Origin of the sequence: Actibacterium sp. 188UL27-1 (genome assembly GCF_016901225.1) — a bacterium.
GTDB lineage: Bacteria > Pseudomonadota > Alphaproteobacteria > Rhodobacterales > Rhodobacteraceae > 188UL27-1.
The window spans coordinates 58,142-80,730 of the sequence record NZ_JAFEUL010000011.1 but is presented as its reverse complement, the minus strand read 5'-3'; the positions used below and the strand labels follow the sequence as shown (position 1 = coordinate 80,730).

At 58.0% G+C, this 22,589-nt stretch carries 26 protein-coding genes and 2 tRNA genes; 11 read left to right on the top strand and 17 right to left on the bottom strand.

The window, feature by feature from the left end:
* Nucleotides 1-13: 13 nt before the first annotated feature.
* The 4 genes from IU397_RS23345 to IU397_RS14890 all read right to left on the bottom strand — a co-directional run bounded on the left by IU397_RS23345 (nt 14) and on the right by IU397_RS14890 (nt 1,696).
* Entirely contained in the window at nt 14-412 is a 399-nt protein-coding gene (locus IU397_RS23345; RefSeq protein ID WP_239479825.1) for an IS66 family transposase zinc-finger binding domain-containing protein, read from the bottom strand.
* Between the two features lie 161 nt (nt 413-573).
* On the bottom strand, nt 574-927 hold the full coding sequence (tnpB, locus tag IU397_RS14900; protein WP_204415214.1) for an IS66 family insertion sequence element accessory protein TnpB: 354 nt from the start codon (nt 925-927) through the stop codon (nt 574-576).
* Nucleotides 924-1,115 carry a hypothetical protein gene (locus IU397_RS23340; protein WP_239479824.1) on the bottom strand — a complete coding sequence of 64 codons (192 nt, stop codon included), beginning with the start codon at nt 1,113-1,115 and terminating at the stop codon, nt 924-926. Before IU397_RS23340 ends, tnpB begins: the two co-directional genes overlap by 4 nt.
* 284 nt (nt 1,116-1,399) lie before the next feature.
* Complete coding sequence (locus tag IU397_RS14890; protein WP_204415212.1) at nt 1,400-1,696, bottom strand: transposase; 297 nt, start codon at nt 1,694-1,696, stop codon at nt 1,400-1,402.
* On the opposite strand from IU397_RS14890, the gene IU397_RS23940 reads away from it, so the two are divergent.
* Entirely contained in the window at nt 1,695-2,327 is a 633-nt protein-coding gene (locus IU397_RS23940) for a transposase (RefSeq protein WP_204415210.1), read from the top strand. The two genes, IU397_RS14890 and IU397_RS23940, sit on opposite strands and share 2 nt — an antisense overlap.
* Before the next feature lie 3 nt (nt 2,328-2,330).
* Here IU397_RS23940 and IU397_RS14880 read toward each other — a convergent pair whose 3' ends face one another.
* The 4 genes from IU397_RS14880 to IU397_RS14865 are packed head-to-tail and all read right to left on the bottom strand — an operon-like array spanning nt 2,331 to nt 5,997.
* Complete coding sequence (locus IU397_RS14880) at nt 2,331-3,554, bottom strand: alpha-D-ribose 1-methylphosphonate 5-triphosphate diphosphatase (RefSeq protein ID WP_204415208.1); 1,224 nt, start codon at nt 3,552-3,554, stop codon at nt 2,331-2,333.
* A complete protein-coding gene (gene phnE / locus IU397_RS14875; RefSeq protein WP_204415206.1) occupies nt 3,554-4,348 on the bottom strand; it encodes a phosphonate ABC transporter, permease protein PhnE in 795 nt (264 codons plus the stop codon). Before phnE ends, IU397_RS14880 begins: the two co-directional genes overlap by 1 nt.
* Nucleotides 4,341-5,108 (bottom strand): phosphonate ABC transporter ATP-binding protein, encoded by a 768-nt coding sequence (locus tag IU397_RS14870; RefSeq protein WP_204415204.1) that lies wholly within the window; start codon nt 5,106-5,108, stop codon nt 4,341-4,343. Before IU397_RS14870 ends, phnE begins: the two co-directional genes overlap by 8 nt.
* Nucleotides 5,109-5,127: 19 nt before the next feature.
* Nucleotides 5,128-5,997: a PhnD/SsuA/transferrin family substrate-binding protein gene (locus tag IU397_RS14865; RefSeq protein ID WP_204415196.1), complete on the bottom strand. Its 870-nt coding sequence runs from the start codon at nt 5,995-5,997 to the stop codon at nt 5,128-5,130.
* A gap of 207 nt (nt 5,998-6,204) precedes the next feature.
* Here IU397_RS14865 and IU397_RS14860 point away from each other — a divergent pair, with 207 nt between their 5' ends.
* Nucleotides 6,205-7,530 (top strand): esterase-like activity of phytase family protein, encoded by a 1,326-nt coding sequence (locus tag IU397_RS14860; protein ID WP_204415195.1) that lies wholly within the window; start codon nt 6,205-6,207, stop codon nt 7,528-7,530.
* Nucleotides 7,531-7,679: 149 nt separating this feature from the next.
* Nucleotides 7,680-8,129, top strand: a complete 450-nt coding sequence (gene rpiB / locus IU397_RS14855; RefSeq protein ID WP_204415193.1) for a ribose 5-phosphate isomerase B — start codon at nt 7,680-7,682, stop codon at nt 8,127-8,129.
* A gap of 92 nt (nt 8,130-8,221) precedes the next feature.
* Here rpiB and lipB read toward each other — a convergent pair whose 3' ends face one another.
* Nucleotides 8,222-8,911, bottom strand: a complete 690-nt coding sequence (lipB, locus tag IU397_RS14850; protein ID WP_204415191.1) for a lipoyl(octanoyl) transferase LipB — start codon at nt 8,909-8,911, stop codon at nt 8,222-8,224.
* Between the two features lie 116 nt (nt 8,912-9,027).
* Here lipB and IU397_RS14845 point away from each other — a divergent pair, with 116 nt between their 5' ends.
* The 3 genes from IU397_RS14845 to IU397_RS14835 all read left to right on the top strand — a co-directional run bounded on the left by IU397_RS14845 (nt 9,028) and on the right by IU397_RS14835 (nt 11,538).
* Entirely contained in the window at nt 9,028-10,413 is a 1,386-nt protein-coding gene (locus IU397_RS14845; protein WP_204415189.1) for a peptidoglycan-binding domain-containing protein, read from the top strand.
* A 100-nt stretch (nt 10,414-10,513) separates the two neighbouring features.
* Nucleotides 10,514-10,600, top strand: a tRNA-Leu gene (locus tag IU397_RS14840).
* Between the two features lie 710 nt (nt 10,601-11,310).
* Nucleotides 11,311-11,538 (top strand): hypothetical protein, encoded by a 228-nt coding sequence (locus IU397_RS14835; RefSeq protein ID WP_204415187.1) that lies wholly within the window; start codon nt 11,311-11,313, stop codon nt 11,536-11,538.
* Between the two features lie 17 nt (nt 11,539-11,555).
* Here the strand turns inward: IU397_RS14835 and IU397_RS14830 are convergent, their stop codons facing one another.
* Nucleotides 11,556-12,032 (bottom strand): hypothetical protein, encoded by a 477-nt coding sequence (locus IU397_RS14830; protein ID WP_204415185.1) that lies wholly within the window; start codon nt 12,030-12,032, stop codon nt 11,556-11,558.
* A gap of 468 nt (nt 12,033-12,500) precedes the next feature.
* Between IU397_RS14830 and IU397_RS14825 the strand changes: the two genes are divergently transcribed.
* Nucleotides 12,501-12,574: transfer RNA gene (locus IU397_RS14825), tRNA-Gly, on the top strand.
* Between the two features lie 44 nt (nt 12,575-12,618).
* Here IU397_RS14825 and IU397_RS14820 read toward each other — a convergent pair.
* Complete coding sequence (locus IU397_RS14820; protein WP_204415183.1) at nt 12,619-12,825, bottom strand: hypothetical protein; 207 nt, start codon at nt 12,823-12,825, stop codon at nt 12,619-12,621.
* 108 nt (nt 12,826-12,933) lie between these two features.
* Nucleotides 12,934-13,332, bottom strand: a complete 399-nt coding sequence (locus IU397_RS14815; RefSeq protein ID WP_204415181.1) for a hypothetical protein — start codon at nt 13,330-13,332, stop codon at nt 12,934-12,936.
* A gap of 212 nt (nt 13,333-13,544) precedes the next feature.
* Here IU397_RS14815 and IU397_RS14810 point away from each other — a divergent pair, with 212 nt between their 5' ends.
* On the top strand, nt 13,545-14,195 hold the full coding sequence (locus IU397_RS14810) for a hypothetical protein (protein WP_204415179.1): 651 nt from the start codon (nt 13,545-13,547) through the stop codon (nt 14,193-14,195).
* Between the two features lie 178 nt (nt 14,196-14,373).
* Here IU397_RS14810 and IU397_RS14805 read toward each other — a convergent pair whose 3' ends face one another.
* Genes IU397_RS14805 through IU397_RS14795 form a run of 3 tightly spaced genes read right to left on the bottom strand, consistent with a single transcriptional unit; the run spans nt 14,374 to nt 17,285 of the window.
* On the bottom strand, nt 14,374-15,144 hold the full coding sequence (locus IU397_RS14805; protein WP_204415177.1) for an SDR family NAD(P)-dependent oxidoreductase: 771 nt from the start codon (nt 15,142-15,144) through the stop codon (nt 14,374-14,376).
* Nucleotides 15,144-16,175, bottom strand: coding sequence for a zinc-binding dehydrogenase (locus IU397_RS14800; protein WP_204415175.1), 1,032 nt, complete (start codon nt 16,173-16,175; stop codon nt 15,144-15,146). Before IU397_RS14800 ends, IU397_RS14805 begins: the two co-directional genes overlap by 1 nt.
* 12 nt (nt 16,176-16,187) lie before the next feature.
* Nucleotides 16,188-17,285, bottom strand: a complete 1,098-nt coding sequence (locus IU397_RS14795; RefSeq protein WP_204415173.1) for a mandelate racemase/muconate lactonizing enzyme family protein — start codon at nt 17,283-17,285, stop codon at nt 16,188-16,190.
* Between the two features lie 162 nt (nt 17,286-17,447).
* On the opposite strand from IU397_RS14795, the gene IU397_RS14790 reads away from it, so the two are divergent.
* The 3 genes from IU397_RS14790 to IU397_RS14780 all read left to right on the top strand — a co-directional run bounded on the left by IU397_RS14790 (nt 17,448) and on the right by IU397_RS14780 (nt 19,128).
* Nucleotides 17,448-18,044, top strand: coding sequence for a TetR/AcrR family transcriptional regulator (locus tag IU397_RS14790; RefSeq protein ID WP_204415171.1), 597 nt, complete (start codon nt 17,448-17,450; stop codon nt 18,042-18,044).
* Nucleotides 18,045-18,126: 82 nt separating this feature from the next.
* Nucleotides 18,127-18,804 carry a PspA/IM30 family protein gene (locus tag IU397_RS14785; RefSeq protein ID WP_204415169.1) on the top strand — a complete coding sequence of 226 codons (678 nt, stop codon included), beginning with the start codon at nt 18,127-18,129 and terminating at the stop codon, nt 18,802-18,804.
* A gap of 39 nt (nt 18,805-18,843) precedes the next feature.
* Nucleotides 18,844-19,128 (top strand): hypothetical protein, encoded by a 285-nt coding sequence (locus IU397_RS14780; RefSeq protein WP_204415167.1) that lies wholly within the window; start codon nt 18,844-18,846, stop codon nt 19,126-19,128.
* 58 nt (nt 19,129-19,186) lie between these two features.
* Here the strand turns inward: IU397_RS14780 and IU397_RS14775 are convergent, their stop codons facing one another.
* Nucleotides 19,187-20,125, bottom strand: a complete 939-nt coding sequence (locus IU397_RS14775) for a bifunctional enoyl-CoA hydratase/phosphate acetyltransferase (RefSeq protein WP_370541699.1) — start codon at nt 20,123-20,125, stop codon at nt 19,187-19,189.
* Between the two features lie 71 nt (nt 20,126-20,196).
* Nucleotides 20,197-22,530 carry a peptidoglycan DD-metalloendopeptidase family protein gene (locus IU397_RS14770; protein WP_204415163.1) on the bottom strand — a complete coding sequence of 778 codons (2,334 nt, stop codon included), beginning with the start codon at nt 22,528-22,530 and terminating at the stop codon, nt 20,197-20,199.
* Nucleotides 22,531-22,589 lie beyond the last annotated feature (59 nt).

Genomic DNA, 22,589 nt, shown 5'->3' with positions numbered 1-22,589 from the left:
TGCCGTCCCGGCGTCAGATCTCGGCCTGTCTGTAAAACGGAAGATGATCACAGAGCTTGGCGACCACAGAGTGAACGGCGAACCGGTTGGTGCCCAGACCGCGCGGGACAAGAAATTCCGGTGCCGGTGCCTGCGCGTGGGATTTCCCATCACATGTGCGGCACATGTACTTGGGGCGCACAGTCACAAGCACGCGGAACTTAGCTGGCACGACATCGAGGCGTTGGGTGCGGTCTTCCCCGACCTTAACCATCTCACCACAGCCACATGAACAGGCTGTGCTCTCGGGGTCGATCAGCTCTTCAACACGTTCAAGATGGTCCGGCAAATTGCCTTTGTTACGCTTGCTCGGTGCCTTGCGTTTTGACGTTTTGCCAAGTGCCTTGTCCGCAGCCTCACCCGCCGCAGCCAACTACCCCTCGGCAAGCTCGATGTCCTCGGTGGCAGCGAGACGCCGCTCCCACTCGGCGACATATTTGGGATCGATGGGGCCGGTGGCGAACATGCCCAATCATACATCACCATGCCCGTCCACGCTGCGAAAATCACCGCTGTGAGTCACGCTGCCGCAGGCTATCCGGCCAGCTTTGGTTGCCGCCGGCATTCGGCCCGAACGGCCTTCCAATCCAGCCCCTCGAACAAGGACGAGAATTGGGCCGGGGTTAGTTTGATCGTTCCATCCGCTGGCTGGGGCCATTGGAATTGGCCGCCCTCAAGGTGCTTGTAGACCAATACCAAGCCTGTCTGATCCCAGACTAAAATCTTGATCCGATCACCCTGTTTCGAGTGGAAGACAAACACCGCGTCGCTGTATGGATCACGCCCCAGCACCGTTTGGATCACGAGCGACAGACCCGTATGCCCCTTACAAAAATCCACCGGCCGCATCGCCAGATAAACGTGATACTTGCCGCCTGACAGGATCACGACGACGCCTTGAGCGCTGCAATGACATGGCCAAGATGATCACGATCGAAACCTGGCAGCACCGATACCCGAACGCCATTAACCTCCAAAACGATCGCATCGGGCGCGTCAGGCGGCATACGCCCGCTATCCCCTCCACGCGCCTCAACAACGACCGGCACCAAGCCCAGCATGTCGTCATCCGGCATCGCAAGAACGCCGTCCCGCGCCGCCCGACGCCAAGAATGAAGCTGAGGCGCCGAGACACCGTGCTTGCGCGCAACTCATGCAACCGATGTGCCGTCCCGGTAGCTTTCCAAAACAATCTGAGCCTTCACATCTTCCGGCCAACGTCGCCGACAACTCGGCCCAGTCACAACATCGATACGCCCAGCCTATCCTGCGCCGACACAGTGAGAAGTTACGTAATTTTGTCCAGTATCATCCATCAGAAACCTCCTTTTCCGGACAAACTCTTCTCAGATGACAAACTTCAAACGTATACGAGGGCGATAATGCGGCGCTTACGATCCACGATCATCTGTACAAACATGGGTGCCACACCGATTGGTTGCGCAGGCAATACCAACTTGCCGTCCCGCGCCAAACATCGCCGGTCCGCCAAATGGTTGGGACGCAGATCATATCGCTTGGCAACGTCCCGAACGCACACACCGTTTTCCAAAGCCCCCATCACAACCCGGGTCTTCAACTCATCCGGCCAGCGCCAATAAAACTTGGGGCAGAAGGTCAAATCCAGGTTTGTGAGAAACGCCCTGCGATCACCCATGAAACTACTGAGTGAAAAAAGACATCTCGCAATAATTCGCGGATCACAAAACAAAAAACGGGCCAAAGCACCAACGAGCGACCATCCAGGTTTGCTTGGCGATGAACGTGCTGTTCGGTTTGGTAAGCACCTCCGCCACGCGACAGGATTTGTTGAGAGGCCGTCGCGCCTGGCGAGCCTTGATCAGAGCCTACCAGACTTCAGCACGCTGTGCCGCCGTCAGAAGACGTCAAAGGTCTCCATCTTTTACCACAGCGGAACGGGACCACGGCACTTGCTGATATCCTCAAGGTGGATTGCTGCGCAATGCACTGTCTGGCAGGGGGTGAACTGCCTCAAACGACTCAGACCAGGCGTTATCGCTCAGGATTTCGACCGACAACTCGCTGAACTCCATGTCCGTACCGCCATACGCAACCGCTATACCAATCTTGGCCTACCCTCAAAGAGCACCAGCATAACTCCGTTTGGGAAAGGCGGAAATGCCTGCAAACATGATTGGCGCAAAAACCGTTCACACCGATGGTGTTTACTAACAAAGTTATCCACTGGCGCCTCCCTCTCCCGCGAGGGGGAGGGATCGAGGGTGGGGGTGAAGTTCTGGGGTGATTACAGGTGTCAAATCGTATGACGGTCAAAACCCGGTCCCGTATGCGATGCAGCCCGCGCTCATCGTCATGCGGATCGCGGGTGTGCCATCTGTTGGCCAGTCCACCAGCACCAGATCGGCGCGTTTGCCCGGCGCGATCTCGCCCCGGTCGGTCAGACCCGATGCCACCGCTGGGCCGCGCGAGACCAGCGACCATAACCGGGGCAAAGGTGCGCGCTTCTCCACATTCAGGCGGGCCACAGCGGCAAGCATGGCGGGGTAGAAGTAGTCAGAGGCCAGCGCATCGCATAATCCTGCCTCCACCATATCAGCGGCCGATGGCGACCCGATATGGCTGCCACCCCGCACCACATTGGGGGCTCCAAAAATGATGTGGTCCCCATTGTCGCGCGCTGACTGCGCCACATGAGTCTGCATCGGAAATTCCGAGATGCACGCGCCAAGACCTCTGTAAAAGTCCCGCGTCTCAACCTGCGTGTCATCGTGGCTCAGCATCGGTGCACCCTTGACCCGTCCGCGCGCTGCGACATCGGCCATCACGCCGGGCACATCCGGCCGCCGTTCCCAAATCTCCAACAAGCGTGTCCCATAATCCTCGGGCGACATCCCAGCCCGTTGGTAATTGTTGGTCTTGCGGGCAAAGCGCGGATCACTGGGATCAAGTATGGCAAAATCGGGCGCATGCTCAAAAAGCCGCGTTTGCACCGGCACATCGTAGTCCCGCATCGTCATGGAAGTATGATCATTGAATGCAATCGATGGCAGCAGGGGTGCCTCAAGCGCCCGTTTGATCAGGTCCAAGGCCTCAAACGCGAAGGTCTCCCATCTGAGCTGCACCCGATTTTCAACAGTCAGCCGCCCTTGCAACGCCGCCAACCCGTTCAGAAACGCCTCACCTCGGTCGACGGCTCGCAGACCCGGCTCCCAGCTCAAGGTCAGCGCGTGGTAGGCTGTGGCAATCCCGTTGCCCGCCAATTGCCGGTCCGTGTCCAGAATGGCGGCATCCATCGGGAAGAATACCTTGGGCCGGGGCATCACCTGACGCTCAAACGCATCGCCGTGGATGTCGACCAAGGCAGGCGCCAGAAACAGACCTCGCCCGTCGATGCTGCGGTCCGCCACGCCGCCACCGATCTCGGCAATCTTGCCGTTCGCCACAGTGACCGAGGTCTCGACCACGTCATGGCCAACCAGCACGCGCGCACCTTCGATCCGCACAGCAATCCCTGTCTCGCCTTTATCCAGCATCAGCGCTGCTCTCCTATAATCCGGTTGCGGGCCCAGACGCCCAGTTGCTCGACCCCGATCACGACCACCGCAATCATCAGGATCACGGTCAGGGCGGTTGGATAATCGAACAGGTCGAACCCGACCTTCAACTCGATCCCAATACCGCCTGCGCCAACCAGCCCAAGGATGGTCGAAGACCGCACCGCCTTTTCCACCGCGTAAAGCGAGGTCGAGATGAAGGATGGCATTGCCCCCGGGATTGTCGCGCAGGCCACCACGTCTATCTTGCCTGCGCCGGTTGCCGTCAAGGCCTCGGCCGGGCCTTTATCCACGGCCTCCATATCATCTGCAAAGAACCGTCCGCAAAACCCCAACGTGTCGACCATGATGGCGAGCATCCCAGCAAAGGGCCCAAGCCCCACCGCAACAACAAAGACCAGCGCCCAGGCGATATCTGGCACAGCGCGCAAGAAGCCCAAGACTGTGCGAACCAATGTATTGACGACCCGCCCCGCGATGAGGCCGCGTGCCGCAAGGATCGCGACCGGAACAGCTAAAACCGCGCCTAAAGCAGCGCCGGCCAGGGCGATCTGCAGGGTTTCTACCATCTTCCAGCCCAGCCGTGGAAGGTTTTGGGTCGATGGTGGCCAGGCGCGGCTCCAGAAATCTGCCAAGGCGGGCGGGGCGCGCAATAGTTTCTCCGCCGACCAGCCTGCCCCGTCAAAGGACCAAACCAACAGCGCGATAGCCAAGGCATAAACGACAAAGGCCAGTGCCGAAGGCCGCTCCAACCGGGCTGGCAAATCAGTCATAAAGGCCTCGCAGATCAGCGGTACCTAAATCAATGGCAGCGGCATCCAACTGCAACCGACCGCGCGCCAGACCCAGCACCCGGTCGCCGTATTTCAGCGCGTGGGAGATGTTGTGCGAGGTGAAGACCACCGTTACCCCCTCCTCCCGCACGAGGCGAAAGAACAGATCCATCACATCCTCCTCGGCAGACGGATCAAGGGAGGCGCAGGGTTCATCCGCGATCAGGAATCGCGGGCCCGCCATCAGCGCGCGGGCAATGGCCACCCGCTGGGACTGCCCGCCAGACAGACGGTCGGCGCGCCGATCGGCAAGATCCGCCAGCCCGACCTTGCCCAAAGCCGCCATCGCCCGCATGCGGATGGCGTCGGTGGCAAAGGTCTGGCTCCAAACGGTCGGACCGCCGCGCTGGCCCAGTATCCCGTGGATCACGTTGGTCAGCACCGACAGCCGCGGCACCAGATTGTGCTTTTGGGAGACCAGGCCCGTCTGCGCCCGCAATGCCCGAAGTTCGCGACGTCCGGCAAAGGCGGGATCGATCCCCAGCACCGCCAGAGAGCCAGCACTGGGTAAGGTCAGCCCCATCAGACAGCGCAGCAAGGTCGACTTGCCCGTACCGTTTGCCCCAACCAAGGCAACGGCCTCTCCTTGTCGCACCTTGAATGACAGATCGGCAAGGACCGGCGGCCCGTCCCCATAGGATTTGGCCAGCCGATCTACTGAAATATCAATGACCGGGGCCGTCTTGACCCCGGTGCGCATTGGGTCATCCCGCAGTGCCTCAGTCACCGATGAACTGATCGAACTGTGGATATCCGGCATTGCGGTACATGGCGCGCACATAATCATAGGCGTTGTCTTCGATGGCGACCAAATCCATACCAACATATTTGTCGTTCTCTTCATGGGCCGTAATGCCAGCGATGACAGTTGCCTTGTTTTGCAAGACGCCATTAACGACTTTGGTGATCGCCTCTTCGGGGACATGGGTGCCGACCATTATCATGTCATTGGGCAGATCGCCCGACCGCGCGATCATCTTGAAGAAGCCATAGGGCAGGTCGGTTTCCTTGTTCCGTACTGCCAACCAGCTGCCCGCGTTTGAGCCCAGGGCATCGACATCGCCCGCCTTCAGGGCCTCGTGGGCGATGTTGCGGCTGGTATGAAGCTTTTCGATATCGTTGACAGGATCCAGACCATAGTCAGCCAGCACCTGCATCGGGCACAGCATGTTCGAGGTTGATCCGATATCGCCAAAGGCCACCTTTTTGCCCTTCAAATCGATGGGCTGGTTAATGCCGCTGTCGGCGCGCACGATAATGGCACAGTGATAATCAGGCCGGCCGAGACCGATCACCGGCTTGGCGTCGGTCAATGTGTTGATTACGATATATTCCGCCGGGCCGGACACGACAAAATCCACTGTTTCGGCGCGCAAAGCCTCTGCCGCCGCGGTCCGTGAGTTGACGGCGAAGAATTCGAATGTCTCGCCAGTGGCTTCTTCCAAAGCAGATTTGAACGGGCCCCATTCAACTTGCAGGCGCTCTAGTCCCTCAACATCCGTTACGGCGATCTTCCAGGTTTCGGCCTGCGCGCCCATGGCGGTGGCAACGGCTAGGGCAGAGCCCAGCAAAACAAATTTTAGTGTCATGATGTCGGTCCCCCACGATATTTGACCTCGCAAAGCTAGGCCCCGCGCGTGACAGCAGGGTCACCGTTTCATGACATACCTGTATCGACTGACTTTGTGCCTGCAGCCGGAATGAGCCGGATCAGACAACAGTTATCCACAGGTAACATGGATGTTGCAAAGCCATGATTTTGCCAATCGCAGCACCGATCAACAAGGAATGTTACCATGCGTTTAATACTGACCGCCGTCGCAGCCCTGTGCGCCGCCTTGCCCCTCACCGCTCAAGAAATTGTCCCTTCGACGCTGGTAGGACACGCTTTTGTCCCAGCAAACACCATGTCGGTCCCGCCTGATGATGCGCCGCGCGATGCATGGGTTAGCGGCAAGTTCACCGCCGGTGCCGATCAGCGCCAAATGCAACCGATGCAGAACATGCGCGACAGCGGGCTGGCCTTGCCCTTCATCGGGCAGCCGTTCCAGGGGATTTCGGGCTATGCGTTCAACCGTGCCGCGGATGACAGCATCATCGCCCTGATCGATAACGGGTTTGGTTCCAAGCTGAATTCCTCTGACGCGCTGCTCAGCTACACCCGCCTGACAGCAGATTTTGAAACCGGCGCCGTGACGATCCATGACCGCTTCTATTTGCATGACCCCGATTTTGTTGTCCCGTTCAGGATCGCCTATGAAGCCTCGGGCAGCCGCTATCTGACCGGCGCTGATTTCGACCTAGAAAGCATCCAGGTAGTCGGCGATACGCTGTGGATCGGTGAGGAATTTGGCCCCTACCTGATCAGCGCCACATTGGCTGGTAAGGTGACTGGCGTTTACCCGACATTGCTGGACGGTGCCGAGTTACGCTCGCCCGACCACCCTGCCCTAAGCATTCCCGCGGTTCCAGGCGAGGATTGGGTCGTCCCGCGTTCGGGCGGATATGAAGGCATGGCCCTAACCCCGGATCAATCGATGCTTTGGGCCATGCTCGAAAAACCGATCCTGGCGGCGAGCGGAGAAGCCGAGGGGGGCTTCCTGCGCGTTCTGGCCTTTGACCCAGCGACCGCTGCGTGGACTGGCGACAACTTCAAGTTTGCCCTGACCGAAGGCGCGGTGGCGATCGGCGATTTCAATTTCATCGATGACACCCGCGCCCTGGTGATTGAACGGGATGGCGGCCAAGGCGACCCGAGCCTTCAATGCGAAACCGAAGGAGCCGAGAATTGCTTCGAAAAGCCCGCGCAGGTCAAGCGCATCACGCTGATCGACACATCCCAGATCGATGACGATGGCTTTGTCGCGCGGCTCAAGCAGATCGATCTGATGGACATTGATGACCCAGATGGCCTGTCCCGGGTCGAAACGTCGATTGCGGAGCCGGTGCCGGGCAAGTTCACCTTTCCTTTCGTTACCATCGAAAGCGTGATCCGTGACGGGGAAGAGCACATCATTGTCGGCAATGACAACAATCTGCCGTTCTCCACCGGGCGCATGCTAGGCGCAGCGGATAATAATGAGATGATCCGCCTGCATGTCCCTGAACTGCTGGCAGACTAACAAAGACCATTCCTTGGGTCCCGCGCCTCCCGGGCGGGACCCAAGGTCTTCTACCCATGTTTTTCCCGAGCGCTGGCATGGTTACGTGTCCAGCCAGCCCATGTTATTTGTTCATCAATAGATTGCCGTAGGAATGGGATAAAACCTGCATGACCATGATCAAACGCCTCGTCCTCTCTAGCGACCACGCCGCCATTGAGCTTCGGCGGGTCATTGCAGATCATGTTGCGAATTTGGGCTGGGATGTTGTCGACATTGGACCCACAACGTCAGAAAGCACGCATTATCCGAAACACGGTCAGGCCGCGGCGTTGCGCGTCGCCTCAGGCGATTGTCAGTTGGGCATCATCCTTTGCGGCACCGGACAGGGCATCATGATGGCGGCAAATAAGGTCGTCGGCATCCGATGCGGTGTTTGCTCCGACACATTCTCGGCCCGAATGATCCGCGCGCACAACGACGCCAACATGCTGGCCATCGGTGCGCGGGTCGTGGGGGCCGGTCTGGCCCTGGACATCGTGGAGGCTTTCTTGGCTGCCACGTTCGAAGGCGGGCGTCATGCGACCCGCGTCGACATGATCGGCGGGTCTCAAGACTAGCTGCCTGGCTTTAACCTCCGCCAGACATGTAAGGCTGGCGGGTCGCCACACAGCGCTTCACAACCAGGGGCTGCAGGACCGTCGGCCCCGGTTCAGTTTGTTCCGAATGCCTGGATGGAACCACTGATATCCCCCAGCAATGGTTGTTGGTTGAAGGTCTGTTTCAAGGCGACATCCACATCCGCAAGCGTCACCGGCAGACCCAAATCGACCAGACTGGTCACGCCATGTCCCGTTATGCCGCACGGTACGATCCCGTCAAAATGGCTCAAATCCGGCTCCACATTGATCGAGATGCCGTGGAAGCTGACCCATCTGCGCAGGCGAATACCAATCGCGGCGATCTTGTCTTCGCGCGGGGTCCCATCGGACAACGGGGCCAATTCCGGACGCGGCACCCAGACCCCAACGCGGCTTGGCCTCACCTCGCCCACCACGTTGAATGTGCCAAGCGTTTGGATCACCCATGCCTCCAAAGCTTGAACAAAGGCGCGTATGTCTTTGCCACGGCGAGACAAATCAAGCATCACGTAGGCCACACGCTGGCCAGGGCCGTGATAGGTGAATTGTCCACCTCGGTTTGTCATGAAAACGGGAAAGCGGTTGGGATCCGTCAAATCTTCGGCCTTTGCCGACGTTCCGGCAGTGTAGATCGGCGGATGCTCCAGCAACCACACGGCCTCAGCCGATGTTCCAGCCGCGATCTGTGTCGCCCGCGCGTCCATTGCCGCAACGGCCTCCGGGTACGGTATGGGCCGATCCGATTGAACCCATTCGATCACCTAACGGGGACCTTTCTTTCTTGACTCCAAGTCAAGTGATTATGAAAAACTAGCCATCTTCTCAAGAGTAAACGATCCCCTGGATCAATGTGTTCAATTACAGCGAAGGATGTTTCATGACTCGCACCCTATCCTCAAAATTGCCATTCCGCCTTAGCATTGTCGCCCTTTCAGCCACTGTCGCCATTACTGGCGCCGTGGATGAAGCCGAGGCTGACGCCGGTGACTTCATCGCGGGTGCCATCGTTGGCGCCGTTGCGAACCACGCCGCGAACAAGAACAAACAGCGCAGGGCCTCGACCGTGCGCCGGTCATCCAGCAGCCGCCGTCGCGCAGCGACCCCGCGTCGATCTACCATCCCGTCCACCCAGGAAGGGCGTCAGATCCAGTCGTCACTGAACTATTTTGGCTTCAATGCAGGTTCAGTCGATGGCCAGTTGGGCCGCAAATCACGTAATGCAATTTCGCAGTATCAGGCTTATCTCGGCTATCCCGTAACCGGTCAGCTAAGCCCATTTGAACAGAACCTGCTTCTGACCTCCTGGAACAGAGCCCAGGCGGGCGGTTATGCGACGACCCAGTTGATCGCACAAAATCCCGAAGGTGTACGGGGCCTGCTGAAAACCTATCGCGCCGAAATGGCCGGTACGCTGGCGGTAGCCCCTGGTGTAACGCCGATCCCAGCCCCCACCACGACGGTGGTTGTGAACCCGACCGTGCTGCCCACGACCGTGGCACCAACCCAAGTGGCCACACCAACGCCGGAGGCCGAAAGTGCCCCGGTCGAGGCTGCGACCCCCGCCGTTCCAAACTTCCTGGGGACCGCGACGGTCGCCTCATTGGCCTCCCACTGCAACAAGGTCAGCCTAATCACCAATACAAATGGGGGTTTCACCACGGCGGCCAACCTGACCGATGCCAACTTTGCGCTGAACGAGCAGTTCTGTCTGGCACGGACCTTTGCAATCACCAAGGGCGAAGAGCTGGCGAGCGGCATCAAGGGCTTCACCCCTCAGCAGATCGAGGCGCAGTGCGATGCATTCGGTCCCACGCTCAAGCCCTTCGTGGCCGCCTTGTCGCTGAAACCCGCCAGCGAAGTGATTTCCGACGTGTCCAGCTTTGTTCTGGAGGCTGGAATGTCGCCCGCGCAAATGTCGGGCACGGCGCAGATCTGCCTGTCGGTCGGCTATCGCACAGACAATATGGATGTGGCGATCGGATCCGCCCTGTTGCTGACAGCACTGGGTGAACCGGTTTATGGCGAATTCCTGGGGCATCACCTTGCACAGGGTTTTGGCGCGACCGAACGTGTGGATCTGGCGGCTCAATGGTATGACATGGGCCTCAACGCCCTGGATAGTGGTGCAACACCGGCTGTTCTGCCCGGCATGCCAGAGCGCGGCGCGCTGATCCGCAAAGCGTCGGTCATGCTGAACGGCAATGCCGCGGCGGGTCAGCCTACAGGTCAAGCTCAGGTTCTGCCGGTCTTCAATCTGGAGTGATCCGGCGCGTCCGAAAAGAATGAGGCTGGTCGCAGGACCGGTCCCTTTTTTGCGCTTCACATATGTGGAACCCTCGTCTAAATGGACCAACGTTTCACGGGCGGTCGTGGCGGAATTGGTAGACGCGCAGCGTTGAGGTCGCTGTGAGGTAACACTCGTGGGGGTTCGAGTCCCCCCGACCGCACCAGACTCTCGTTCTTACCGACTGCGAAGACCTAGTGACATTGGACCCAGATCCATCATAGTCAGGCGTGGCGCCATAAGATGGCCAGCATCTGATCGGGGACGGAAACAGGTGTTCGTTTAGACACTTTTACGCCTTTGATGGCCGAAGTTGTCGGCAGGGCATTGCCCAGCACTGTCCTCGGGGGAGCATCAAATACATTCAGAATGCAAAATCTGCAGCCGTCTTCAAACCCGCATCACGTGACGCTGAGAAACCAAACAGGCTATGCCCCGCAACATTGCCATCGGGCGTGCTGCTTCTAATCGCTCTTTTCAGCAAGGGCGAGCAGCACCACGAGTGTCAGTCATTGTCACAGATCGCTCCCCTCCAGCCACCGGACATTGCGACCTTGGGCGTACATTGATGTGATCTCTCTTGCGACAAAGATAGATACCCAATAACTATACTCAGGATTGAAGGGATATTCCCTGATATACGGATAGCAGGGCCACGACATGTCGCCACATCAGCTTCTCAGACCCGAACAGAGCGCCCCTTGCCCAGCAGCGACGCCCGATAAGGAATGTGCTCCGCATCTGCGCGACTTGCTCAATCACTTGCGCGTGGTTGGGTTAGGTTGCCGTTCTGCGGCGCGCACGGATTTGTTTGAAGCATGCGCCACCCTGTCAACCGATAGACAAATAGCGAAATCGGCCCATGCCGAGATCTTGATGAAGAGCCTGTCTCAAATACTCCGTGCCGCACCAATTCTATACCGTCCGGGCGTGGCCCAGATCTCGTTTGATGAGGCGTGGCTGATCCGCCTGGCGGAAGTGGCACAACGCGATGACCATGACAGCTTCAGGTTCCTGCTGCGATCCCGCATCCCAGCCCATGCCCAGCGCAATCTTGCATCGCTTGTACGATCTGTGGCTGATCAATTCCGCCCCATATCCTGACGCGTTAGGCAGCTGCCTCAGTGCAACCTTGCAACCGGGCTGGCCGGGTGTGTTGACAGCGTTTTGCGCCCGTTTGCGATATCGCGCGTCGTGCATCCGACTTGTGCTGCCAGCAGCGCAGCATGTTCCGCCCATGCTGGCATCACCATGAGGGATGCGATCAGAACGGCTTCGTTAAGATGCCCATCGCTAGCTGTCCGAACTAGATGGGCAAAAACGGTCTCATCAGCGCCAATGCTGCAACATCCGACTTGGCGGCGGGTGAGCGGGCGGTGCGCTTGACCAGTAACCAACAGGACCAACGCATTAAAGGCTGCAACCTCCTGCTGTGCAATTGCGCGTGGAAATGCATGGGCATATATCATGCTGACCCGTTGTTGTCCTTCCGGCCCGTCAGACCAGAGGCGCAGATGCCGGATCAGAGCCGCCTCCCAAGGCGGCAGATGATCAAGCAACCCAAGGCTGAGGGCACGGGGATGAGGATCCATCATCATCAAAGTGTACCACCAAATGTTGACCCGATTTTTCCGACAATCGAGGGGATCAGCGTAAAGATGCGGGACTCATGACACACATAACCCTGTCTCTCCCGGTACCCCGGTGGAACAAAGCCGTGCATTACCGTCGCTCAAGCGTATGACGCAAGCCATCAAGGCGCTGATCTTCAGGTAACCATCCCTCCCAGGCATGGGTCAGGAGTTCTTGCCAGCACCCGTCACGGGTAATGTCCCTATTGGGCTCTGATGTTTTTGTCGGACTGCGCGAATCCATGGTCAGCCTTCAGATCGTTGAACGTGTCCGGGCTGACCTTGAGGATGGCTGGGATCTGAATACAATCCTGACTTCAATTGTCGGAATAGTCAATATACCGGTGTGCCGGGATGAGGAAAACCGCTTGGCCAGACCACGCCGGACATCTGCCTTGACCGAGTTGTTCTGTTCAAATAACACCACGATATTGCGCGGGCGTTGTGTAGTGGTAAGACCTTAGCCTTCCAAGCTAATGACGCGGGTTCGATTCCCGCCGCCCGCTCCATCCACTCAATCTTGAGGATGTATTGACCACTTGCTGGGCATTTTTCATTCGCTCTTGAAAACACGGTCGGTGCAAGTGTCTTCGTCGGTAAATGACCCATCATCCTGGGCGGTGATGATCCGGAACTGAGCCTTTGTTGAGTTGCACATCTTTGGATCAATGCTCCGCAACGCAGCCTCGACCTCATTCACGTGGCAGGTTTTGGAGATGATCTCCAACGCAAAGCTCAAACCCTGCGCACAGCGCTGCAACACGTCTGCTTAGGCCGGGCCGACCATGGCGAAAATCGCCATAAAAAACGAACCACATGGATGGTGCCTTCATCTGGCGCCGTGGGATCAGTTTAAATATTCGGCCGATCAGAACTGGAACTTTTTGATCTGGCACAGACCATCCGCATGTCCGACAGAGCGGCTTTGTCCTGCCTTACGCAGGGTGAGGAACACGTCGCGGTTGAATACATCTGCACGCGCTGCGTTACGGCGCAACTCAAACCCGACGGTACGGTCATCGCGGGTCGGCGGCTTGGTCAGTACCACACGGTCTGCGGGACGAGCATTGAGAGTAAAGCGTGCAAACTCGCCGGCGGCACAAAAATAATCGCTTGGGCCAAATCCGGCCCGGCCCAAAACGCGAAACTCGACATCGGACTTCGCCTCGAACAAGACGATTGCACCATTCTGCGCCAGCCGGTTTTTGGCCTGGGCAGGTAGGCACACGGACAAGGCAACAATCAGATAGACAATAATGCGGGTCATGCCGCGCCCTCCTTATTTTGCAGGCAGGATAGCTTAAAATTGCTGATCAGCCAACGACATGACAGGCGCGCATCGTGCAAGATCCGCTTAAAGAAGGACGCACTCCGTTTTAGAGGCATCATCCTGCTAGAAGCTGATCGGCAGAAACCCAATTGATCAACTCCTACCCCTATGCCAGCTTGATACAGCCGATAGCCGGAAAGGTCTTATGATTGCTGACCCTACCCGGATTGATGGTTTGCGCAACTGGCAAGGGACCGGGCCACACAGCGACCGAATTTGAGGTCGATGGTCCAAATCTTTTCACGAACGGCGATATCGACAGCGACACATTGGGCGCGTTCAGGGCGATCATCGACCAAAACCCAAATATCCGACGTCTGGTGGAGTGTGACATGCCGGGATCGCTTGACGATGATACGATGATCGCCTTGGCGTATCAGGTCCGCAGGCTGGGCCTGGAAACCTATCTGACCAGCACCTCAGATATTACGTCAGGTGCCGCGGATTTATTTCTTGCCGGCACGAGGCGGACAATGGAACGGAGCGTTCATTCGTGGTCTGACGGGGAGCGCGACGCAATCAATTATCCCCGCGGATCACCGGAACATGAACAAAACCGCGTCTATGTCAAAACCGTGTTGGGGAGTGACGCATTCTATTGGTTCACAATTCAAGCGGCACCGTTTGACGGGATGCACCAAATGACACAGGCCGAAATTCGGCGATTTGGCCTTTTGACCCGCTCCGTGATGGCCGCAGAATCGGGTTCAAGCTGCTCAAATCGGTTCTACCCCCCCCCCTCAGCCTCGCCCACGTTATTACTGGCGATCCGATCAACGGGAGACCGGTTCAGCTCCTAAGAGAGCTGTTGGAATAATCAAAGAGGATTTCGGCCTTAAGCGCGGGAACGGACCTCTCCTAGTTCCGCGGGTATCTGATGGAACAGCGAGAGGATCATACCGGGGTCGGCGCGGCCAAGACAGCTCTTGGTCATCTCATCCGCAGCATTTGCGCCTCGTCTCCGATGGTGGGCTGGAACTAGCGGCCCATCCAGCCACCATCGACCAACATGACATGGCCATGCATGTAGCTGGCAGCCTCGGAAGCAAGGAAAACCGCAGGGCCGCCGAAATCCGCGGGATCTCCCCAACGTCCTGCGGGGATCCGGTCGAGAATCGCCTTGGACCGGACCGGGTCAGCACGCAGGGCTTCGGTATTGTCGGTATCGATATAACCCGGAGCGATGGCGTTCACGTTCACGCCCTTGCCTGCCCATTCATTGGCGAAAGCCATGGTGAGCTGGCCAATCCCCCCTTTCGAGGCGGCATAGCCCGGCACGGTTATTCCGCCCTGAAAGGTCAGCAAGGACGCCGTGAAGATAACCTTTCCAAAGCCACGCTCGACCATCGGGCGCCCGATATCGCGGGTAACAATGAACTGGGCGTTCAGGTTCACCTCGATCACTGTATCCCACATCTCGTCCGGGTGATCGGCGGCCGGGGTCCTTTGGATGGTACCTGCATTATTGATCAGAATGTCGATTTGCGGGTGGTCCTTGGCGACCTGAGCAGTGAAGGATTTCACCGCCGACCGGTCCGAAAAATTGCAAGCATAGCCCGCGAAAGAGCGACCATTGGCGCGAACGGTCTCGCCCACGGGTGCAGAGGCTGGATCCATCGTGGCGCTGACGCCGATGATGTCCGCACCGGCTTCGGCTAAGGCCTCCGCGATGCCACGTCCGATGCCACGGCTGGCTCCCGTTACAAGAGCCGTCTTGCCGGTTAGATCAAACTTGCTGAGAACGCCCATTATGCAACCTCCGTGATTTTGATCATAGATTTCATTGCATTGGGGTTTTCGGTCAGTGTCTTGAAGGCAGCCTGGATATCGCGCAGCGGCTGAATATCGGTGATGAAGGCAGTGCAATCCACAACACCCTTGGCCAGCAGCGCCATGGCCTGATCGTAGTCTTCTGGGCCGTAGACCCGCGCACCGATTAGATCAAGCTCGCGCCAGAAGAACTGGAACATGTCGATCTGCGGTTTGCTGGCATGGATTGCGACCATGACAATGCGCCCGCGTGTGGCCGCGGCGGCGGTCATCAACTCAACACCGGGTTGGCTGCCCGACACTTCAAAGACGACATCCGCCCCCTTGCCGCCGGTTGCGTCATGGATGGCCGTGGCGACGTCAGTATCCTTGGGATTCATTGTCGCGAACCCAATATCGCGGGCGAAGGCGAGCCGGTTCTCATTGATCTCAGCCACAGTCACAGTGGCGCCAGCATCGCGCGCGACCATGGCAACCAGCATTCCGATGGGGCCGCCACCGATGACCAGAACATCTTCACCCGGCCGAACCTTACCGCGATGCACATCATGACAGGCAACGGCGAGGGGTTCAATCAAAGCGGCGTGGGACAGGTCAAGGTCATCTGGCAAGGCATGGATCGTGTGGGCCGGGACATTCCATTTCTGTTGAAACGCCCCGTCGCTGTCGATGCCAATGAATTTCAGGTTGTGGCAGATATGTTTGTGGCCTGCATGGCAGGCCGGGCAATTGCCACAATGGTCGAGCGGGCGCACGACGATAGGCTGGCCGACCGTCAGCCCGTCGACCCCAGCCCCCAAGGCCGCAACCCGGCCCGACATTTCATGCCCAATCGTGCGCTCAAAACCGACACGACCATCCATATGGCCAAGATAGATATGCAGATCCGTGCCGCAAATTCCGCAATATGCCACGTCAACCTGCACCTCACCCGGGCCAGGTGCAGGAACGGTGACGGGCTCCACCGAGAATTTCTGATCGCCTCGATAAATGGCGGCTTGGGTCGTCATGGATATCGTCCTTTAGGAAGTCAGCAGGTTGGCGGCCTCAAGCTTGGGCCAATTGAATGTAACGCCGGTGCCAGGCGTGTCCGGAGCGACTGCGCGGTGACCTTCAACAACCAGCGGACGTGTCGTATAAGTGTCAATGGGGAAGGAATGCACCTCGATCCAACCAGCATTCGTTTGGCTGGAGACGAGGCTGACATGCAGTTCCTGCATCCCGTGACTGCAGAGCGGGATCCGGTGCTGTTCGGCCAAATGGGCGACCTGCAGAAAGCCCGTGATGCCCCCACAATTGGACGCATCAGGTTGGATGAAGCTCAGCTTGGCTTGGTCGAACGCATATTCGAATTCATGGATCGTGTGTAGGTTCTCCCCCATGGCCAGCGGCATGCCGGTGGCATCGGAAATACGGCCATATCCTTTATAGTCATCGGGGATAGTTGGCTCCTCGAACCACATCAGATTGTAGGGGCTGAAAGCGCGCGCTGCGATGATTGCCTGATCTACGGTCATGTAATAGTTGGCGTCGACCATGAAGGCGACGTCGGGCCCGATCAGGTCGCGGATGGCAGCAATACGCTCCAGATCCTCCTCCAAGGTCGGTTGGCCGATTTTGATCTTCACGCCATTGAAGCCGCGATCAAGGTAACCCCGCACGCTGTCCAGCAATTTGGGCAGCGGAAAACCCAGATCAATACCGCCGCAATAGGCGCGGCAGGTATGCCCCGCCCCACCGGCCATCTGCCAAAGTGGCTGTCTGGTGCGTTTGCCGCGCAGATCCCAGAGTGCGATATCAACAGCAGATATTGCGAATGACGCAATTCCACCCCGCGCGACGTAGTGGACATGCCATTGCATCGCATCACAGAGCGCTTCAATGGCCCCGCCTTCCTGTCCGATCAGAAACGGGGCGAGATCATGATCGATCATCGCCTTGATCGCATGACCACCCTTGCCGCCGGTATAGGTGTAGCCGGTTCCTTGGCTGCCATCCTCCAGGTGGACTGTTGCGGTGATCAATTCAAAGAAAACGTGGTCGCCGTGTTTGGCATCCACCAGCACCTCGGCCAGCGGTATATGGAAAAGGCACGTATCGATGTGCGCGATGCGGCTCAAGGCCGGCACAAGATGGCCTGGATCATGACAGTCCCCTCCCCTGGCTCTGCCTGTTTTATCGAACGTCGCAATGAATGCACTGATACGCAAGATGGTGATTGGGATTACACCTTCTCAAATCATCGCATCTCGGATAGGTGAACCACGTTCATGGAGGCGGATATGGCGCGCAAGACCGAAGAGCGCCGCGAGGAGTTGCGGCAAACCCTAATCACCCTGACCGAAGTGCAGATCCGCGCAGCAGGCGTTGAAAGCCTGCGAGCCCGGGATCTGGCAAAACAGGCGGGATGCTCAGTTGGCGCCATATACAACGTATTCGATGATCTGACGGGCCTTGCCATGGCAGCCAACATTCGCACGTTCCAGGAATTGGCCGCCACAATCGAGGTAGGGTTGGCGCAGTGCGGTGATACCCCGACCGAACGGTTGATCGCGATGTCACATGCCTATCTGCGCTTTGCGCAAGAGAACGAATATGCGTGGCGTGCCCTATTCGATATCGACATCGCCGATGGAGCCACCGCCCCCGATTGGTACAGCGCGGCCTTGGCACAGCTTTTCGGTGTGATTGCAGACCCGGTTCAAGAGTTGTTCCCCAACTATTCCGGCGAACAAGTGCAATTGCTCACAAGAGCGCTATTTTCTTCCGTTCACGGAATCGTCCTTTTGGGACTGGAACGCGCGACAGCCGGTGTGCCCCAGGAACAAATTTCCGAGATGATCGCGATGGTCCTCAAATTGATCAGTCCAAGAAATTGAACGTCGTTCAATTTAGTTCTTGAACTGCGTTCAAAATTCGCCTATCTATATTTTGAACGCTGTTCAAATATGGAGAGAGATTATGTTGACCACCCTACGCACCCTGTTCATCGCCCGGTCCGCTGTAGCCGAAGAGCGCCTGCGCGATGCCAATGCCATTACGCTGATCGAACAAAAGATACGTGAATCCGAAACTGGTTTGCGGGCCGCCAAAAGCACCCTCGCCTCCCTCATCCAACGCCAGCGATCCGAGCAACGGCTGGCGGATAACTTAGCCGCGCGGATCGACGATCTGACCGACCGGGCCCGCCAGGCGCTGGACGATGACCGGGACGACATGGCGGCCGAGGCGGCAGCGGCGATTGCAACCATGGAAAATGAGCAAACCGGACGCCGCGCCACGCTTGACGCCCTCGATGCCAAGGTGATGCGCCTGCGCCAAACGGTTGAAGCAGCCCATCGCCGGATCATCGACCTGAAACAAGGCGCAATTACCGCCCGGGCGATGCGCAGCGAACAGCGGTCACAGATGCATCTGTCCACCACCCTGGCCGGACAAGGCAGCATGGAAGAGGCCGATGATCTTATCAAACAAGTGCTTGGCGGCGACGACCCGTTCGAGAAAAGCCAAATCCTGACTGAAATCAACAGCGACCTGTCCCACGATACGCTGACCGACCGGATGGCCGATGCCGGCATGGGCAGCGCCACTCGATCCACGGCCAATGATGTACTCAAGCGCCTGAAGTCAAAATCCTAATACCTTGATCACAAACAACCCATTACAAAGGAAAAGACCATGAAAAACGCAGCCAACACCGATAACGGCCTGATCATCACATTTAACTTCGCAGGCATCGTCGTCTCTTATGGCATGCTTGGCCTGTCACTTTGGCTGGCTCCCATTGATCTGTCCACCAAAGGCTACTGGGCGATCGGGATCCTGCTTCTGACGCTCTCGCTGGTTAATTTTGTCAAATACCGTTTTGATGAGCGTATTTCCGAAGATCGCATCCAACAACTGGAAGCCGCCAAGAACGAAAAACTGCTTGAAGAGTTCGTGACCGACGTGAAGGCAGCGTAACCTTCGACGGTCTCTCCAGAGGTGGCGCGTCCCGGCAGTCGGGGCGCGTCGCTTTGGATCAGCGGCACTGGCTTTGCTGGAACAGTGCTGCAAGGATACAGGAGGCGAGGCGCGCCTGATCGTCGTCTGCCCGGCTGGTTAGAATGATGGGACAAGCCGCACCGATGACCAACCCGCCAGTTTGTGCGCCCGCGAGGAATGTGAGTGACTTCACCACCATGTTCCCGGCCTCGATATTCGGCATGATAAAGACGTTAACATTGCCAGCAACAGGACCATGCTTGCCCTTGATCCGTGCGGCTTCAACATTCACCGCGTTGTCCATGGCAAACGGGCCCTCGACCAGCCCGCCGGTCAACACGCCCTCATCCGCCATGCGGGCCAAGGCAACCGCATCCTGGGTGGCCGGAAACGCATCGCTTACGGTTTCGACCGCGGACATGATGCCGACCTTTGGTGTTTCGATGCCGACAGCGAGAGCAAGATCGATGGCGTTCTGGGTGATATCCGTCTTGGTCTCAAGGTCCGGAAGGATGTTGATCGCACCGTCCGACACCAAGAGCAACTCATCCTGCCCCGGCACATCTAGAACAAAGACATGGCTCAGGCGCCGCCCGGTGCGCAGACCGATCTCGCGTTTCATGCACGCACTTAGCAACTGGCTGGTATGCAATTGTCCCTTCATCAGGCATTTGGCCCGGCCTTCGCGGACGGTTGCTACGCCCAAGGCCGCGGCTTCATCGTGATCTGTGCAGTGCAGGATCTCGTAGCCGTCGATGGAACGGCCAATCTCCTCTGCCGCAGCGGCGATCTTGGTCGTGTCACCAATCAGGATCGGAGTAATCAGGGTATGATCTGCACCCAACAAAGCTCCACCCAGGGCATGGGCGCTTTCAGGCGCAACGACGGCGGTAGGGATTGGCGGATATATCTTGGCCAGTTTCAAAAGACGGTCGAAATGCACATGAACAGACGCGTCAGAGTGAGAAGAGGTCACGGGCATGGGATCCTTTACCGGTCAGAAACTGGCGGCACCCTGCCCTATTCAAATGCCTTGGACCAGCCCATTCAACCAGCCGTAAGCAGGGCCCGGATCTCCTTGCGAAACTCGGGCAAGCCCGCAGGTTCCCGGACAATAGGGGTGGATGGAAGTGCGGCCACGACGCCCCCCCTGCGCCCGGCCATCTTTCGTTCAGCCCAGGCTTTGACATAGGCAACATTCTTGCCGCGCAGGAATGGATTGGCACGTATGACGCCAGGTCCCAGAACTTCCAGCAATGTCTGCTCGTCGCGACTGGACAAAACGGTATGGGCCCCCTGTGCGCCGAGGAAATGACATAGATAAAGGCGCCCCGCAGTGATCGCGTGTCCACGGGCCCGCAGATAGCTTTCCCCTTCGCGGGCCAGGTTCTTGACCATCTCGCGACTGATCGTGGGGTCAGTCCGCAGGCGCAGCAGATCAGCCCGGTTGAGGGAGGCCACCAGATCAGGACGATAGGTTTTCATCATCCGGATCCAGGTGCTTTCGATAAACTGGCCCAGGCCCGTCGCAGTGGAGAGCGGATTCTTGGCGTAGGTATTGCCCGCACTTTCAACCTTGATGATCTGATTGACGAGTTGCTCAACGGCGCCCGACGCACCGGTTGATGGGGCGACCAATGCCGTGGCAGAGGCCAGAGGGTCGATGGCTTTGCCCGCGACGTGAAGCTCGAAATGCAGGTGCGGCCCCGTGGACCGTCCGGTGGTCCCGACTTGGCCCACGATGTCACCGGCCTTCACGCGGTCGCCTTGCTTGGCCACGAATTTATGCAAATGCGCATACCGCGTTTCGAACCCGCCCTGATGTGTTATCTTGATCAAGTTACCATAGCCGCCTCCGGGACCGGCATAGCTGACAGTGCCGTCGAAAGCGGCAGCGACGGGCGTACCTGTCGGCGCGGCCCAATCCACTCCGCTATGCATGCGGACTGTCTTGAGGATCGGATGGTTACGCGGACCAAAACGTGAGGTCAGCACACCTTTCACGGGGGTCACCATCCCACTGACTGCACCACCTCCACCACCGCTGTCAGGTGTGGCACCGAAACAGCCGTAATTCCCATCGTTGGCCCGAAAGACAAAGCATTCGATATCTACTGATGGACCTTTTACAGCGATATAAAGCAGCTGGCCTGCACCCGTTTCTTCCTCGATCCGGTCAGCTCCATAAATCACGGTCATCCGGTCACCCGGATTGGCAAAGGCATTCAGATCGTGGGACTTGGACAGAAGCGCGATAGCCTCGCCCACCACAGTTGCGGGCATGCGATTGCGGATCCCCGTCGAATAGAAGGCGTCGAGCATCCGGTATTTCTGCTCCTGCGCTGCAACCTCAACCTGATCTTCGGTATAGTCGAAAAGATCCTGATCCAGCCATGGATCCGCACTAATGCCCAGGGCCCCCGCTTGATCAATGGCAATGCTGTCGTGGAACTGGTCAACGCTGTAAATCGACAATTGTGCAAGGTTCATGCGCCCGTCTGGCTCGGGCAAGCCGCGAAGTGCCACAACGGAGCCGAGGGCCAATTCCTCGATCCCCATCAAATCCGCGGTGCGCCTCTGGGCAGCTTCGGCCGCCGCCTTGGAAAAGCCCTTTGAAAGCATCAAAATTTCTAGCGATTGCTTGGAGGAAATCTTGACAAAGATATCGCGGCTCAGATCGGTCCGCTGGCTCTCTCCGCGCACATAGGCGACCGATGTGTTGTTCTCGACCCGGGTCTTGTTGAACTCCAGATCCTGATCGCTGTCTTCGACCGTGTCACCCCAACCGCCATCATCATCGATCAATTGTGCATCGGCACTGCTAGAGGCGACAACCGTATCAAGCACATCCTCCGCGCTCCCCACCCCCACTTTCTGCGCTTTGAAGAACGCAAAATCCTCCTGACTGGAAGGCAGCGTGGTGATGAAACGTTCCTCTCGGGACACCATGACATCGCTGACCTTCACCAAGGTCGGCGCAATCCGTGTGGGGTCAACCAATGCAGCGGGGCGCGGAAATTTGGTTGCGGATGTGGCAACACCATCGGTGCCGAAACTGATGATCAAGGGATCACCGGCGAGATCTGCAAAAGCAGCGGCAAAGGCGGAACTGGCTGCCTGCGCATCGCGTTCAATGGCCGCCAGTTCGAAATCCAGCTCTTCTTCAGAAACCTCAACCACTGGGGTACCACTGCCAAAGGACCACTGATCCCAGGTCGCTGCGATGAACGTCCCGATACCGGCAATGACAAAAACGGGGATAGTGATGCCCAGGATTATCCCCCAGGGAACGCCATTCCCCTCGCCGCGGGTTTTCTTGGCCCGCGCCGTCTGGGCCGGTTGCTTTTCAATCGGTTTCCAGGGATCGAAATCGTCCATCATGCTTATATGATTGTCCGAAAACCCACGGCAGCGCAAATGCGAACGCTGTCACAACAACC